Annotated in this window: 15 protein-coding genes; 2 read left to right on the forward strand and 13 right to left on the reverse strand. The window is 64.2% G+C overall.

All coding sequences use genetic code 11. From position 1 onward, the window contains the following. Positions 1–68: 68 nt before the first annotated feature. The 3 genes from XBLMG947_RS05875 to XBLMG947_RS05885 all read right to left on the reverse strand — a co-directional run bounded on the left by XBLMG947_RS05875 (position 69) and on the right by XBLMG947_RS05885 (position 3,561). Complete coding sequence (locus XBLMG947_RS05875; protein ID WP_065466844.1) at positions 69–1,229, reverse strand: ABC transporter permease; 1,161 nt, start codon at positions 1,227–1,229, stop codon at positions 69–71. 12 nt (positions 1,230–1,241) lie between these two features. Beyond that, entirely contained in the window at positions 1,242–1,931 is a 690-nt protein-coding gene (locus XBLMG947_RS05880; RefSeq protein ID WP_065466846.1) for an ABC transporter ATP-binding protein, read from the reverse strand. 385 nt (positions 1,932–2,316) lie between these two features. Next, entirely contained in the window at positions 2,317–3,561 is a 1,245-nt protein-coding gene (locus tag XBLMG947_RS05885; protein WP_065466848.1) for an efflux RND transporter periplasmic adaptor subunit, read from the reverse strand. 468 nt (positions 3,562–4,029) lie between these two features. On the opposite strand from XBLMG947_RS05885, the gene XBLMG947_RS05895 reads away from it, so the two are divergent. Continuing rightward, positions 4,030–5,157 carry a sensor histidine kinase gene (locus XBLMG947_RS05895; RefSeq protein WP_065466852.1) on the forward strand — a complete coding sequence of 376 codons (1,128 nt, stop codon included), beginning with the start codon at positions 4,030–4,032 and terminating at the stop codon, positions 5,155–5,157. Then, a complete protein-coding gene (locus XBLMG947_RS05900; RefSeq protein WP_065466854.1) occupies positions 5,133–5,912 on the forward strand; it encodes a ThuA domain-containing protein in 780 nt (259 codons plus the stop codon). The genes XBLMG947_RS05895 and XBLMG947_RS05900 overlap by 25 nt, the downstream gene beginning before the upstream one ends. Positions 5,913–6,237: 325 nt before the next feature. Here the strand turns inward: XBLMG947_RS05900 and XBLMG947_RS05905 are convergent, their stop codons facing one another. From XBLMG947_RS05905 to XBLMG947_RS05950, 10 genes are all read right to left on the reverse strand, one after another. Continuing rightward, positions 6,238–6,780, reverse strand: coding sequence for a cytochrome b (locus XBLMG947_RS05905; protein ID WP_065466856.1), 543 nt, complete (start codon positions 6,778–6,780; stop codon positions 6,238–6,240). Beyond that, positions 6,777–7,862, reverse strand: coding sequence for a catalase family peroxidase (locus XBLMG947_RS05910; RefSeq protein WP_065466858.1), 1,086 nt, complete (start codon positions 7,860–7,862; stop codon positions 6,777–6,779). The genes XBLMG947_RS05905 and XBLMG947_RS05910 overlap by 4 nt, the downstream gene beginning before the upstream one ends. A gap of 423 nt (positions 7,863–8,285) precedes the next feature. Next, positions 8,286–8,819 carry a hypothetical protein gene (locus tag XBLMG947_RS05915; protein ID WP_209437465.1) on the reverse strand — a complete coding sequence of 178 codons (534 nt, stop codon included), beginning with the start codon at positions 8,817–8,819 and terminating at the stop codon, positions 8,286–8,288. Positions 8,820–8,993: 174 nt separating this feature from the next. Further along, complete coding sequence (locus XBLMG947_RS05920) at positions 8,994–10,364, reverse strand: leucyl aminopeptidase family protein (RefSeq protein ID WP_065466860.1); 1,371 nt, start codon at positions 10,362–10,364, stop codon at positions 8,994–8,996. 41 nt (positions 10,365–10,405) lie between these two features. Then, on the reverse strand, positions 10,406–11,143 hold the full coding sequence (locus XBLMG947_RS05925; RefSeq protein ID WP_065466862.1) for an HAD family hydrolase: 738 nt from the start codon (positions 11,141–11,143) through the stop codon (positions 10,406–10,408). Positions 11,144–11,251: 108 nt separating this feature from the next. Next, entirely contained in the window at positions 11,252–12,358 is a 1,107-nt protein-coding gene (locus tag XBLMG947_RS05930) for an AI-2E family transporter (protein ID WP_065466864.1), read from the reverse strand. Between the two features lie 587 nt (positions 12,359–12,945). Further along, a complete protein-coding gene (locus XBLMG947_RS05935; RefSeq protein WP_065466866.1) occupies positions 12,946–13,329 on the reverse strand; it encodes a hypothetical protein in 384 nt (127 codons plus the stop codon). Then, entirely contained in the window at positions 13,326–13,811 is a 486-nt protein-coding gene (locus XBLMG947_RS05940) for a hypothetical protein (protein WP_065466868.1), read from the reverse strand. The genes XBLMG947_RS05935 and XBLMG947_RS05940 overlap by 4 nt, the downstream gene beginning before the upstream one ends. A 3-nt stretch (positions 13,812–13,814) precedes the next feature. Then, positions 13,815–14,177: a hypothetical protein gene (locus XBLMG947_RS05945; protein WP_065466870.1), complete on the reverse strand. Its 363-nt coding sequence runs from the start codon at positions 14,175–14,177 to the stop codon at positions 13,815–13,817. Between the two features lie 116 nt (positions 14,178–14,293). After that, positions 14,294–15,730 carry a Do family serine endopeptidase gene (locus XBLMG947_RS05950; protein ID WP_065466872.1) on the reverse strand — a complete coding sequence of 479 codons (1,437 nt, stop codon included), beginning with the start codon at positions 15,728–15,730 and terminating at the stop codon, positions 14,294–14,296. Between the last annotated feature and the right edge of the window lie 177 nt (positions 15,731–15,907).

Consider the following 15,907-nt stretch of genomic DNA (forward strand, 5'->3'; position numbering starts at 1 on the left):
CCAGCAGCACGATCGACAGCAGGTTGATGCCACGGTCTTTCCATTTGCGTTGCATGTGCATGCTCCTGTCAGCGGCCGGCGAGGGCATCGACGATCTTCAAGCGCTGCGCGCATAACGCCGGCAGCACACCCACCACGATGCCGATGCCGGCCATCAGCCCGAAGGCGACCAACCAGGTCTGCAGCGGCACGCCTTGTGTCGGCATCAGTCCACCGCTGCGTGCTGCCACGGCCGGGATCACCAGCGCCGCCAGCCCCATGCCGATCAGGCCACCCAGGCCGATCAGCAACATCGATTCCACCATCACCAGACTCAGCACGGTGCGGTCCTGAAAGCCCAGCGTCTTCAGCGTGGCCAGCTCCGGGATGCGCTCGCGCACGGCCTGGGCCATGGTGTTGCCGGTCAGCAGCAACAAGGTGAAAAACACCGCAGCCATGATCGAAGTGACGATCAAGCCGATATCGGCAAACTGTTTGACGAAGGCCTGCTGGAACGCCGATTCGGTCTGCGATTTGGTTTCATGGTCGGAGTTGGCCGACAACGCATCGACCGCCTGCGCCACGCGCGAGGCCTGGTCGGCGTTGCGCAGCGTTACCGTGTACCAGCTGACCTTGCTTTTGATGTAGTCGTTGGACTCGTCGAAGTATTTCCAGTTCATCATCAACTGGCGTTCCTGGTTGGCGGCCACCGTGCGGTCTTTCATGCGGAAGATGCCGACCAGTTTCAGCGGCCAGTCGTTGCTGCCACCGCGCGGAAAGATGGTGGCCTGCAGCGGGATGGTGTCGCCGATCTTCCAGCCATTTTCCTTGGCCAGGCTCTCGCCCATCACCGCGCCGGTGCGGGTGGTCTGGAAGGCCTTGAGCTGGTCCTTGGGCAACTGATATTCGCTATAGACATCGAAGGAATTGGGCGCCACCGAAAAGTTCGGAAAGAAGTTCTTCGGGTCCCGATAAATGCCGCCGAACCACATCGCCGAGGTCACATCGCGCACGCCCGGCACGCTGCGGATCTGCGATTCCAGATTGATCGGCAACGATTGGGTGATCGACAAACGCGAGGCCACCACCAGCCGGTCCACGCCACTGACATTGCCGCCGGAGGTGAAGGCCACACGCACCGAATCGAGCATGCCGAACAATAAAAACGCCGCCACCACCGAGAGTAACGTCAACAGGGTGCGGGTCTTGCTGCGGAACAACTGGGCCCACACCAACGAGAGATACTTCATGGCAGCGCTCCCTTACAGTGCAAGCGGCGCATCGGCCAGCTCGCCCTTGTCCAGGTGGATGGTGTGGGTGGCGTACTCGGCGGCCTTGGGGTCATGGGTGACCATTACGATGGTCTTGCCGTGTTCGCGATTGAGCTCCTGCAGCAGGCGCAGGATTTCTTCGGCGTTGTGGCGGTCCAGATCGCCGGTGGGCTCGTCGCAAATCAGGAAGGTGGGGTCGGAGACGATGGCGCGCGCAATCGCCACGCGTTGCTGCTGGCCGCCGGACAACTCGCTGGGCTTGTGGTTGCGGCGTTCCTGCAGGCCGACCAGGGTCAAGGCGATCTCGGCATTGCGCTTGCGCTGGGCGGCATTGAGCGAGGTGAGCAGCAATGGCAGCTCCACGTTCTTCTGCGCGGTGAGCATCGGCATCAGGTTGTAGAACTGGAACACGAAGCCGACGTGGTGGCTGCGCCAGGTAGCGAGCTGCCCACCACTCATGCGGTCGATGCGCTCGCCTTCGATTTCGATCTCGCCACCGCTGGGGGTGTCCAGCCCGCCGATCAGATTGAGCAAGGTGGTCTTGCCCGAACCGGACGGACCCATCAACGCAACGAAATCGCCTGCGGCGATTTCCAGGTCGATGCCGTGCAGCACCTGCACCTGCTCCGGGCCGCGTTGGTAGGTCTTGGTGATGTTGCGCAAACTGACGAGAGCGGACATGGCGACTCCTGGCGGTGCAATGGGAAGAGATGACAGCGGTGCGGCAAAGCGACTGCGGATGTCTGATGCGGCGCTGCAGTGAGACGACGAGGTGGTGTGCGGCGGAGCCTGCGTGCTGCAGCACGTCATCGACTGTGACTGCGCGCAACGTGGGCCACCACACACGCCGCCGATGACTGAAAAGTGTGCAGTTCTACAGCGGTTGAGGGGATGTTGAAGAACATCGTGACGGCGCATGCGCTGCCGCAATTGATATCGCGTTACTCCATTTCAAATGCGTTCGTCGCAGCGCGGCGCAGGCGCCAGCGCATCCACCGTCTTCCTCAACGCGCGTGCCGTGCTCCTTCCGAGCAGTTTGGATGCCTGCGCTGTCTTCGGTTCTTCGTTACTCGGCAGCGTTCGGCTCAGCTTCGACCACGCTGTCACCTTGTTTCAACGCCTGCGGCGGATTCAGCACCACGCTATCGCCTGCGGTCAGGCCCGACAGCACCTGCCTGTCCTCGCCCATCACCATGCCCGTGGTGACGGCATGCGTGCTGACAGTGTTGTGCTCGCCAACCACAAACGCGACCGTGCGCGACTCGCGTTCCACCAGTGCGGCGGCCGGCACGCGCATACCTTGCGGTTTGGCGGCTTCCTGCGGTTTGGCCTGCTCCAGAAAGCTCACCCGCACGCCCATTTCCGGCACGATGCGCGGGTCCTTGAGCTTGAGCGCCACGCGCACTTTCACTGTGGCCTTGCCGCGGTCGGCGGTGGGGATGATGGCGATCACTTCGCCAGGAATCTTCCACTCAGGATAGGCATTGAGCACAGCCTCCACCGGCATCTTTGGCTGTACGCGGCCGATGTAGGATTCGCCCACTTCCACCTCGATTTCCAGCGATTCCATGTCCACGATGGTGCCGATACCGGTGCGGGTGAAACCGCCGCCGGCCGACAACGGCGAGACGATTTCGCCCGGCTGCGCTGCCTTGGCGGTGACCACACCGGCAAACGGTGCGCGCACCACGTTGAAGTCCGAGCGGATGCCCGCGATGGCCAGTTTGTCCGAGGCGACCCGCACGTTGCGCTGTGCGTTCTGCAATTGCGCACGCAAGGCATCGCGTTGTGCGGTGGCTTGTTCGTATTGCGACCGAGAAACCAGTTGCGCGCCAACCAGCGACTGCAGGCGCGTGGCATCGGCATTGGCCACCGCAAGTTGCGCCTGCATGTTGTCGACCTGGCTACGTGCGGCCGACAACTGCGAGGCCGACAAGGTGCGCTGCGCATCGGCATCCAGCGGGTCGAGTGTGGCCATCACCTGGCCTTGTTCGACGCGCATGCCTTCTTCGATCATCACTTCACGTACCTTGCCGGTGACCTGCGCCGATACCGTGGCCATGCGCCGCGCCACCACATACCCGGAGGCATCCAGCACCGAGGCGCTGCTGCTGCCGGCGCTGATCGCCACCACCGGCGCGGTCTGCACCTTCAGCACCGGGCGGCGCGTGAACCACCACGCAGCCGCGGCCAGCACGATGACGATGACAATGGCGGCAATGATCCAGCCGCTGCGGCGCGCGGGCGGCGGCGTGGCAGGACGCTGGCGGTCGATGCGGAGTTGCTTGAGCAGATCGGCGGATGTGTTCATCGATAACCAGGACAGAAGGCTGCGCAGAATGTGACCGCCTGCAGGGCGCGCCGCAAGCTGCCGGAAGTCACCAATCGCAGCGGGGCGACGAACGGTAACGCGACCGAAGCGGCTGCAAGATGCTGCGCAGCATGCGCACCAGTGACAGCTGTCACCTGAAGGGCATGACAGCCGCGACTGTGCGCCATCGGCGCCAATGTCGATGCTGATGGCTCTCCGGCCACGCGACATCGGCATGCTCCGACTGCAACCGCAACCGCAACCGCAACTGCACTTGCACTTGCACTTGCACTTGCATCTGCACCACCGGCGCCCGCGGGTATCGGCGACAGCAGGCATCGGTGCCGCGGCAACTGTTGACGGTGCATGCATGCGCATGAGGTCGCTCGCCAGCAGTGTCCTGCCATGTGCCGCGCGCAGGCGGGCCCGGCAGTGGCAGAATCTGCTCACCCACACGGACCTTCGTTGATGCGCCTTCGGTTTCCCGCATGGCTTCGCCCCGCCGCCAATTCGCAGGTTGCCGCGCGGCTGGCGCAAGGCCAGTCGCCGTGGATGGACAGTGTGCATCTGCTGTGGTCGGCCTGGGTCTTCGTGGTGCCGGTGTTCTCTGCGCGTGGCTACGACAGTACCTGGCTGCTGTGCACGCTAGCGTCCTACCCGCTGTTTCTGCTGCTGTACGCGCGCATGCTGCTTGCACCGCGCGGCACCTTGCACCGCTATGCCTGGGCGATGGGCGTCCTGAGTGCCGCGTTGCTGCCGATCTATTCGGGAGGCGTCAGCTATTTCGTGTTCGCCTGCCTGAGCCTGCGCCCACCGACGCGGCATGCGGTGTGGCGCCACTTCGCCATGCTGCTGCTGATGAATGCGTTGTACCTGGGCTGGGCGCATTGGCTGGGGATGCGTCTGCAGTCGCTGGTGTGGTTGCCTGTATCGGTGCTGGGCATGGCCGGCGTCGGTGCGGTGTACAGCATCAACGAGCGCAAGGACACCTTGCTGCGCCTGTCGCAGGACGAAGTGCGCCGGTTGGCCGCCACCGCCGAGCGCGAACGCATCGGCCGCGATCTGCACGATCTGCTCGGCCACACCTTGTCGCCGGTGGCGCTCAAATCCGATCTGGCTGCGCGCTTGATCGAGCGCGATCCGCAGGCGGCACGCAGTGAAATCGATGTAGTGGCGCAGGTCTCGCGCGATGCGCTCGCGCAAGTGCGGCGTGCGGTCACCGGCATCCGAGCCGCTGGCCTGGTGGCCGAGCTGGCATCGGCGCGGGTGCTGCTGGACTTGGACGGTATTGCACTGAAACAGCAACTGGAAACACTGCCCCTGCCGCCCGAACATGAGACCGCGCTTGCGCTGGTGGTGCGCGAAGCGGCCACCAATGTGCAGCGCCATGCGCAGGCAAAACGCGTGCGTGTGCAGTTGCGCGTGCAGGGCGAACAGGCAGTGCTGGAAATCACCGACGACGGACGCGGTGGCGTGATCGTGCCCGGCAACGGTCTGGACGGTATGCGCGCACGCTTGCGCGCGCTGGATGTCCAAGCGCTGCCGCGCGGCATTCGGCTGCGCGCCAGCCTGTGTGGCTGTTGGGCTTGCTGCTGATCTGCGCATTCAATGCATCGGCCGAGCAATTCAAGATTCTGGTGGCGGCCATTCCCAACCAGTATCACCACGATTACATCCTCGTGGCCAAGCCGCAGTTCGAAGCGATGGCGCGCGAGCATTACGTCGAGATGGTGTGGGCATGGAATGCCAAGGCTTTCGATGGCGATCTATCGCAATACGCGGCGATCGTGCTGCTCAATACCCCGGCTACCGATCTGGATCCGGCCCAGCGGGCCAACTTCCAAAACTACGTGCGCAACGGCGGCGGCGTGGTCGCGGTGCACAAGGCGTTTGCGATCAAGCGTGGCGAGTGGGAGTGGTACGACCATCTGATCGGGCGCTCGTTTCGTACCCATCCGTACATGCAGACGGCAATGGTCGATGTGGTGGACGCCAATTTCCCCGCCACTGCGGGCCTACCCAAGCGCTGGGTGTGGAGCGATGAGTGGTACGAATACGACCCACCCTACAGCGACGATCTGGTCACGCTACTCACGGTGGATGAAACCAGCTACGACCCCACCCTGATCTGGCCGGGCCAGGTTGCTAAGGGCATGGGCAAACAGCACCCGGTGGCGTGGTATCACCATTTCGAAGGCGGCCGCGTCTTCGTAACGGCGCTTGGCCATCTGGCCGAGGCGTACAACGACCCGCGCTATCTGGAGCATGTGTACGGCGGGATTTATTGGGCGGCGACCGGCAAGGGCATCGCAGCGCCGGAATCTGCGACAAAAGCAAAACGCGCCCGCTGAACCACTGCGCTTTTGCACACATGCAGGACGAAACCGAGTCGCGCCGCGTCAATGCAGAGCGCAAGGCTGGGTGACTTAGCTCTCTGCCAACCGAGGTACGCAGTTTAATAAGCCCCCTCCCCACGGGAGAGGGGGTGGGGTGAGGGTACGGGGCGAAGCCACGCGTGTGGCTCCAACTGCAATAGGCTCTGCCCGTGCCCTCATCCGCCTCTGTGGGGGAACTTTTCCCGGCACAAGGAGGAGGCATGGCGCTGCTGCTGAGTGCAGCCGACCATCTGCCGAGCTCTAGCAGTTCTCCATCAATTCTCTATCAACTCAAACCCCGTCAACGCCCAGAGCGCTCCCCACGCGCCATGCTGGGGAACACGCCATCGCGGCGCACCCAGGCATGAAACAGCGCTGCGCTCAGATGCCCCAGCACGGTGGCGAACAACAGATACGCCAGCCAGCCGTGCGCGCTACGCAGCCAGGCATACAGCGCCGGATCGTGCGGGGCGATCGCCGGCAGATTCGCGCCGGGCCACAACACGATCGGGTAGCCACCGGCCGACAACATCGCCCAGCCGATCAGCGGCATGCCCAGCATCAACGCATACAGCAGCCAGTGCGAGGCGATCGCGGCGGCCTTCTGCCAGGCAGGCAAATCCGCAGGCAATGCCGGCGGCCGATTGCGCAGGCGGTTGATCAGGCGCAGCACCGCCAGGATCAAGATCGCGATGCCCAGCGGGCGATGCAGATCGATCAACCACGGCCGCTGCGTCACCGAGGCCACCATCCCCACACCGACAAACAGCATGGTCAGGATCATCGCGGCTATCAGCCAATGCAGCACGCGCGCGGGCAGGTTGAAATGGGTATGGCGGCTCATTGATGTGCTCCCTGGCTGGTGGCAGCGCTGCCCGTGCCGTTGGCGATCTCATGCTCGCGCCGGTTGAACGATTGCGAATACACCGACGAGCGCGCCGCCAGAATCGGGTCGTTGGAGGCGGCAAGGCCCTTGGGCAAAATCAACGGGTCATAGTTGAGGTCGCGGCACGGGCCATTGGCCTGCGGTTGCGCGCGGTCCAGCGACAGCGTACCGGCCACGATCTGTTTGCGATTGGCCGGCCACGGCTGGGAGGGGTCGTCCACCGGGTCGCCCGGCTCGGCCACGGTCAGCACCATGTCCCAACGGAGCGGCCCCTGCGCCAGGCGTGCATCCAGGTCGGTGGCCAAAAAATCACCATCGGCTTGTTTGCGCTGTTCGGTGCTCAACTCCTTGAACGGCGTATGCGGGCGCATCGACCAGCGGATATAGCGCTCGCGTCCATCCGCTGCGATCGCACGGAACGCATTGACGCCGTTGTACTGCGTGTTGGCCCAGCTATCCGACCAAGGTGCGGTCTTGGCCCACTGCTGGAATTTGGCCGCCTCCGGATATTGCTTGCCGAACGCCGCCAGTTTTTCCGGATCTGGTTTACCGGTGGCAGGGTCCGGCTTGGAGGCCACATTGAGCGCTTGAAAACCGGCCGGCGTGGCCACCACGAAGAACGGAAAGCTGTTCATCGCGGTACGCCATTCCTGCCCATCGTCGCTGCGCAACAGCAGCGCCATGCTGCGCACGCGCGCCGCGCCATCGGCCCCGTGCGGGTCGCCGCCGCCGATCGACATGCGCCCCAACACCGGTGTGCTGGCCTGGCTGAAGATGCGCGCCGCCGACACCCAGGTCGCCTTGCCGCTGGACTGGAATTGCCCGCTCACGCACATGCCTTTGGTATGCGCACGGCGGAAGCCCGGATGCGGCGGCCCGCTGGCTTCGATGGTGTCAGTCATGCGCGCGGCAGTGAGCCGGTCGCCACCGATCCAGCCTGCCGTCCAGGCAAACGCAAGCGCAACGCCGCCGGCGATCGCGGCAATCCCCAATAATGGCAGCACGGGGCTGCGTGGGGGCGAGGGAGGTGGCAACGTCATGGCTGGCTCCGGTCTTGGGTGCGGTGGGCGGTGTGCGCACTGTCGCACGGCCATGCTTCCATTGCCGCAGCCGAGCACGCTTGGTGCCGCATCATCCAGAAGAGACCGCCTTTGGCGCGTGATGGGATACGGTGCCGAGAAGCTTCAGCGCGATGCGCAGATCCCCGCTTCCGGCATGCATCAAACGCAATCGATTTAGCGCGAATATGCATCAGCACGCAGGCCTGTGGCGACTTGAACAGACGCTAGGAGTTTTTGTTGTTGCTGGTTCGCCTTGTGATTAAGAGCCAAGCTGCAGAGCAGCGCCGGGTGAGTGGTCTCGCCAGAAGCGTGCTTATCGGTAACGCACTCATCGAGACCCGATGTCTTAATCAGTCAAGCGATGCTGTAGGCCAGAGAGCGTTTCACCAATCCGATCCTCGTTCACTGCGCATCTTCGCTGCGAAGCGGTGAAAACGACCAGTCGAAAATCGTCAGGAGTTCTTTGGCCAACGGATCAAGCTCAGGGCAATAATGATGTGCGTGCGGCGTGGGAACCACGGTCTTGCCTCGGGTGAAACCCATCGCCTGCAGGGTCGTAGAAAACTGTGCGAGCGGGCCGTAGGCAAATAACTGGTTATGGCGGTCCCATACCACCGTGGCTTGGCTAGTGGGCGAATGCGCCCACAGGTCATAGCGCGCATCTGCAGAAAGAAATGCGCCAAACCGTGTGAGGAATGCTTTGACGTCAGAATGCTGTAGGGCGGGAGTTTGGTAGCGGCCTGGTTCGGCCTCGCCACGCGACGTGTGGAGCACATACAGCAAGTAATACGGCGGCTCCATGCATTCGATCAGACGCTCGAAAATTGCAGGATCCCCGCCGGGAACACCTGCCACGATGCGGTCTGTGGATTCGAAGATCGCCGGATGCGAGTGAGCGGGCCACTGCCCGTCTTTCAGATGTCCAAGTCGGTACATGCGTGTCTATTGCCTTGGTTGAAGCAACTCGCCATGGTGAGCCGATGATCAGATCGGGCGAGGCATGGAGTGAGTTTGAGGACGCGATGTCCGAGGCACGAGGCAGCCCAGACATTGCCAATCAGCCCTAAACCCACCGGTCGAGCGAAACGCCTGATTGCAGCACCATTGCGCTCAGCCGCCGTAGCGTTGCTGCAGCATCGCAAACGCCGAGCGTAGTGCCAGCGCTTCGCCGCCGGCCGGGCGGCCGGGGCGGTCGCTGTCGTTCCAGGCGTACACGTCCAGATGCGCCCACTGTTGGCCCGGCGCCACGAAACGTTCCAGATACAGCGCCGCGGTGACGGCGCCGGCCATGCGCGAGCCGGCGTTGGCCATGTCGGCCACATGGCTGTTGAGATAACGCAGATACGGGCGCCACAGCGGCATGCGCCAGACCGGGTCGCGGGTCTGTTCGCCGGCGCTGATCCAGGCCTGCGCCAGCGCATCGTCGTTGGCGAACAACGCCGGCAGATCCGGGCCCAGCGCGATGCGCGCCGCGCCGGTGAGCGTGGCGAAATCCAGGATCAGGTCCGGGCGTTGTTCGGTGGCATAGCTGAGCGCGTCGCACAGGACCAGGCGACCTTCGGCATCGGTGTTGTCCACCTCCACCGTGACGCCGGCGCGGGTGGTGATGACTTCGCCCGGGCGGAACGCATCGGGGCCAACTGCATTTTCCACCGCGGCGATCAGCAGGGTCAGCCGCACCGGCAACTGCTGCGCCATCACCAACCCGGCCAGCGCCAACGCATGCGCCGCACCGCCCATGTCCTTCTTCATGTTGCGCATGCCGTCGGCCGGCTTCAGATCCAGCCCGCCGGTGTCGAAGCACACGCCCTTGCCGACCAGCACCAGATGCGGGTGCGCCGTATCGCCCCACTGCAGCTGGATCAGCCGCGGCGCGCGATGCGAGGCGCGGCCGACCGCATGGATAGTGGGGAAGTTCTGCGCCAGCAACGCATCGCCCACGATCGCCTCGACCTGCGCGCCGTGCGTCTGCCCCACCGCGCGGGTAGCGTCTTCCAGTTGCTGCGGACCCATGTCTTCGGTCGGCGTATTGACCCAGTCGCGCACCTGCAGACACGCCGCGATCAAGGCGCGTGTCTGTGCCGATGGGGTAGCCGCCAGTTCGGCCGGCGCACGCGGCACCTTGCGATACCGCGTGAACCGATAGGCGCCCAATCCCCAGCCCAGGTGCAGCAACGCCAGCTCGGCATCGCTCAGGCGGTTGGCCAGCGTCCAGCGGCTGGCCGGCGGCAGCGCCATCGGTGCGTGCGCGTAGGCATATGCGTCGGCGCGGTCGCCGACACCGACAATCGCGCCGGCCAGGCCTTGTTCGCCGGGCAGCAGCAACACGCTACCGGGCGCGGCATCGAACCGCTGCGCCTGCGCCCACGCCAACACCCGCGTGGGCTGCTCGGCGCACCAGCGCGCAAAGCCCTCGCGGTCGAGCACATAGAGCGGCAAGGCTGCGGCGTTGGAATCGATGAAACCGGTGAGGTGCGACATGGAAATCCTCGAAGGCGGCGCCGTGCGCCGAGCAGTTGGGCTCAGGCGGGAAGGGGAATGCCGGCGTGCGCGCGGCCCGGATGCGGTTGCTCTGCGTCCAGCCAATCGGCCAACCCGGTCATGCTGTCGAATTCCAGATCCGGCTGCTGGGTGGGATGCGACCATACGGCGCCTTCGCGGTTGATCCAGCAAGCGCGCAGACCCGCATCCAGTGCGCCCAATACGTCCATGCGCACGTGGTCGCCCACATGCAGCACTTGCGCGGGAGGCACGTCCAGCCGGGCGCAGGCGGCCAGGAAGATGCTCGGGTCGGGTTTTGCGCTGCCGTGTTCGCGCGAGCCCAGCTGAAACGCGAAGTGGTGCATCAGCCCGATGCGCTGCAGATCGGCATTGCCGTTGCTGAGCGCGGCCACCGGTACATGTGCGGCGATGCGCGCCAGTGCGTCCAGCGCATCCGGATAGCATTCCACCTGGTTGCGCGCGGCATAGAACACTTCGTAGGCCGGTTCCAGCAACGCCAGATCGCCGCCACTCTCGCGTAACGCCATTTCCAACGTCAGCCGACGCAGCGCGCTGAGATCGTGATGCAGATGCGGGTTGTCGGCAAAGCTGCGCTCACGCAGCGCGCGCATGGCCTCCAACGGGAAGCGTTCAGCGGTGACCGGGCTGTGCTCGCACATCCAGTCGTACAGTGCCTGATCGATCCGTGCCCCGATCGGCGCAAAGGGCCACAACGTGTCGTCGAGGTCGAGAGTGATGGCGCTGATGTGGAAGCTCATCGCAAGATTTTACGGTCTTGTGTTGGGAATGGGGAATCGCAAGAGCAGTGACGTTGCCCGCAGCTGTGCTGCTCTACCCATTCCCCACTCCCGATTCCCCATTCCCCGCTACTCAAGCAAACGCGCCCAGCGCTGCATGCCTTCCACCCGGCTCAGTACCATCTTGATGCAGACCAGCAGCGGCACCGCCAGCAACAGGCCGACGATGCCCCACAGCCAGCCGAACAACATCAGCGCCAGGATCAGCATCAGCGGCGAGATCGCCATGCGTCGGCCCAGCACGATCGGTGTGACCACCTGGCCTTCGATGGTGTGCAACGCCAGGTACAGGATCGCCGGCAGCAGCGAGGACAAGGTGGTGCGAAATTCCACAAAGCCCATCAGCAGCATCAGCATCACACCGATCAATGGCCCTACATACGGCGCGAAGTTCAGCAGCGCGACTACCGTGCCCCACAAGATCGCTTCGGGCAGCGGAATCTTCAGCACATACAAAATGCCGGCAAACACTAGTCCGACCAGCGTGTTGATCACGCTGATGGTGAGCACGTAACGCGAGACCTCGCGCTCGATGTCCATCATGATCTCGGTGGTGAAACGTTGCTGCTGGCGATTCGGTAGCAGGGCGATCGCATGCCGCTGCAGGCTTTCGCCATACACCATGAAGAAGAACGTCAGCAGCACCACGGCCAGCACCGACGCGGCAAGCTTGGGCGTGCGCACCAGCGTCTTGTAGGGGTCGTCCATCTGCGTGCGCACGATCTGCACGCCACGCTGGCCTTCGCCACCGGCCGCGCGTGCAAAATTCTCCGCCGCCTGGTTGGCCTGCATCATCGGCTTGGTGAGGTCGCGCACATCGCGGGCAATCTGGCGCATTTGCCGCGGTGCCTGCTGCGCCCATTCGGCGGCAGGGCCGGCGAGTTGCGCGGCCAGCGTGACGGTGCCGACCAAGCCGAGACACAGGATGAGCAAGGCACCGAGAAAACGCGGGATGTACAGCTTGCGCAGCCCGCGCAGGATGGGATTGCCGATCAGCGCGAAAAACGCGGCCAGCATGATGGGAAGGATGATCGACTGTGCCGCCCACAGCGTATAGCCAACGGCAAGTGTGGCCAGCACCACCATCGAGGCCGGTGCGCGTGGACGTGGCGCCGGTGCGGGCGGAAGCGGATCTGCCGCTGCAGCGGCATCCGATGAGTCGACGGGAAGAGACATACGCGCCCTGGCAGCAGACTGGCGTGCTGCCAGCGGTGCGCCATTATCAGCGCAATGCGTCAACGGCGCGCACAGAGACTGTGGGCGCGATGTCAGTGAGCAGGCGATTGATCGGCGAACTCGGCCGCATGAGCACGCGTATGGTCTTCAGACACCGAGCCGATGCTCAAGTGCCGCCGCGGAGACTTTGGCGCTGCGGCGAAAGCGCAGCTCAGCGTGACACTACGCCTGCTGCGCGCGCGGTCGATAGGCATAAGAGCGATCAGCGAAACGGAGCGGCCACTCGCGGCGCGCAATCCACCCATGTCGAGCCCGAGCGCAGCAAATAGTGAAAGCGAGCAGTCGTTTGACGGAGATGGACGGCGCGAACACGGCAAAGCCGGTTCGTCGAGCGCTGGTTTTTCAACAAATCACAGAGCAAAGTGCGTAAACGCTGTGCGCGGGTCTAATAGCCGAAACGGGCATCGTGCGATTGTGCGCGTTGCAGAGCGTGCTGGTCCGGCGAGTTGCGTATGCAGGTCTCAACCTGCCGAGACTCAAGCGGGCGGCTCAGCAAATCGCCAGCCGCTGTGAATAACGAACCGGGATCAGGCAGCGCGATCCACCGGTGCCTGGACCACGGTAACGGGCGGGTCGGATGCAACTTCTTCGGCATTGTCCGCCGCACGTTCGGCCTGCTCGGAAGCCTCCTGGGCACTGTGCGCAGTGAACAGCGCAGAGATCGTGCTGATCATCTGCAGAATCTTGGGAATGCCGCCGAGCTTGCCGGCGATGCTGCCCAACGCGGCCTGCGGCTCATTGCGGCCGGTCACAAAGCCCAGTCCGAAGCCCACCATCACGATCCGCAGCGGCGACCAGCCAGCACGCCAGGCATGACGTAATTCATTCCAATGCAGACGCGTTTCCTGCGCACGTCCTTCCACCAGGAACTCGGCGCGTTCGACGCGCTCGCGCAAGGTGCCGAACTTCATGTACGTGCTCCACTGGAAGACGTCGCGGCGTCTTCATCCTGGCCGTGGTCGTCGAAGATTCCCAACTTGATGAGCTGACGTCGGGTTGCATTGAGGCCGGTGTGGTCAAAGTAGAAGAACACCCGCCACGCAGCGATGGCGGTGACCAGCAGACTCGCCAACGCGGTAAAGAACATTGCCTGAAACCAGGACAGCCCGGCGCGTTGCAGCAGCGCGATGATCGCACCGGCCAGCAGCAACCACGACGACGCACCGAACACCACTGCCACGCACGCCCATGCCAGACCACGCCCGAACGCACTGCGCGCCAGCTGCAGATCGGCCGACACCAGCCGGCGCAATGCGCGGCTGGTGTCCTTGGCCGAGTCCAGCGTTGCGCGACCGGCTGCGCCGACCGCACGCACGCTTTCGTCCAGTCCTGGCGTTTCCGCACGCGCGTTCGGCGCGTCGGTTTCGGCAGCTGTAGAGGCCTGATCGCTCACGACTTAGTTGTCGTTGCTGCGCGCCAGCTTGGCGATGACCCAACCGGCGGCGAAGGCAACGCCGAAAGCCGCCAGCGGACGCTCGCGGATCAGGTCGGTGGCGCTTTCCAGCAGGTCGTTGCCTTTTGAGACCAGCACGTCCATCTGCTCCTTGGCAGCGGCACCGCCGAACTCGGCAGCGGCCATGCCGGCCAGTGCGGTGTCGGACAGTTCAGCCTTGACGTTGGCGCGACCGAGCTTGAGCTCATCGCCGGCAGCGCTGGTGGCGCCCTTGACGGCTTCGCCGGCGGCGGCCGCTGCCGACTTCAGATGGGTGCCGGCTTCGCTCAGGTTTTCTTTCAGCTGATCGGTATTGGTGGGGCTCATGCGATATCTCCTTCGGTCATTGATGACAGCCGCCACTCACGTGCGGTCGAGCAGTAGCAATAGCATCGGGGGGGTGTACGAGGCGTTAGTGGAAGCACTTCCCGGTAAACACCGCGTCAACGCATCAGCGCGTCGTACTGCGCATTGCCACGCAGGATGCGGACGACCAACTGCTGCGGTTTGCGCTGGAAATTGGCCCGCCAGCTGGCAAGGTCGGCGAACTCGCCCACGCTGCTGGCCACGATCACATCGCCGTTGACCAAGCCATTGGCTGCAGCGCGCCCGCCACGTTTGACGTCGCTCACCATCACCCCGGTGATGCCGGACTGACGCAGCGACTCGGGCAGGTCCACAAAGGTGGCGCCGCCCAACCGCGGGTCGAGCATGTCGCCGGTGACGGCGCGGTCCTGTTCTCTCAACGTGGCCTTGAGCTTGAGCGGCTTGCCATCGCGGCGAATGTCCAACGTCACCGCACTGCCAACCGCCTGCAGGCCTTCGTAGTTGTGCAGTGCTTCGGCGCTGTCCACGCGTTGATCGTTGGCGCCCACCACCACATCGCCCGGCTGCACGCCTGCGGCTGCCGCTGCGGAACCCGGCAGCACGCGTGTCACCAAGGCGCCGCGCAGCGAGTCAACGCCCAGGCCTTGCAGCATCTGCTGGGTGAGGTTCTGGGTTTCCAGACCGAGCGTGCCGCGCACCACCACGCCCTTGGTCACCAATTGCTCGACGACGTTGCGCGCCAGGTTGGATGGAATCGCCAGACCCAGGCCGATATTGCCGGCCATGCTGCCCTGCGGATTGAAGCTGGCGGTGTTGATGCCGACCAGCTGGCCTTGCAGATTGACCAGCGCACCGCCGGAATTGCCGGGGTTGATCGAGGCATCGGTCTGGATGAAGTTTTGATAGCCCAAGCCGCGAATACCGCTACGCCCAACTGCCGATACGATGCCGGAGGTGACGGTCTGGGTGAAGCCGAACGGGTTGCCGATCGCCACCACAAAGTCGCCGACGCGCAGTGCGTTGCTGTCGGCCAGCTTGATGTCGGTGAGCTTGTCGGCCTTGATGCGGATCAGCGCGATGTCGGTGTCGGCATCGGAGCCGATGAAATCGGCCTTGACCGTACGCCCGTCGCCGAGCGTCACCTGCACGTCGTCGGCATTTTCGATGACGTGGTGATTGGTCAGCACATAGCCTTTCTGCGCATCGATGATCACGCCCGAGCCCAGCGACTCGTTGATGCGGTCCTGCGGAATCTCCGGGAACAGCCGGCGCATGATCGGGTCGTTGAAGAAGGGGTTGCGCACGCGCACCACTTGTTTGGTGTTGACGCTCACCACCGCCGGCATCGCCTGCTGCAGCATCGGCGCCAGCGACGGCACGGGCTGGCCGGCGACCGCAGCCGGCAAGGACGCGGCGGTGGGCAGGGTGAAGGACGCGTTGCCGGCCGGCGTGGCTTCGGCGCGGTTGTCGAGCCAGGCATTGACGCCGGTGGCGGCAAATCCGCCGAAGGCAGCGGCCAGCGAAAGAGTCAGCAGGGTGGGCAGCGGTCGCATGGAACGGATTCCGGGTTACGCGGTGGAAGAGAAATAGGGCGTCTGACTGCGTAAATCAAGCTGAACGAGAGTGCCTGCGTGCAATTTAACTCCCGGTGAAAGTACCGCACAGCCCTTGCCGTGATTGCGTTGACAGCCCGACGGGCCCGGCGTAGCGTCCGCTTCACCCGATGCCTG

This window comes from Xanthomonas bromi, from assembly GCF_900092025.1.
GTDB classification, from domain to species: domain Bacteria; phylum Pseudomonadota; class Gammaproteobacteria; order Xanthomonadales; family Xanthomonadaceae; genus Xanthomonas; species Xanthomonas bromi.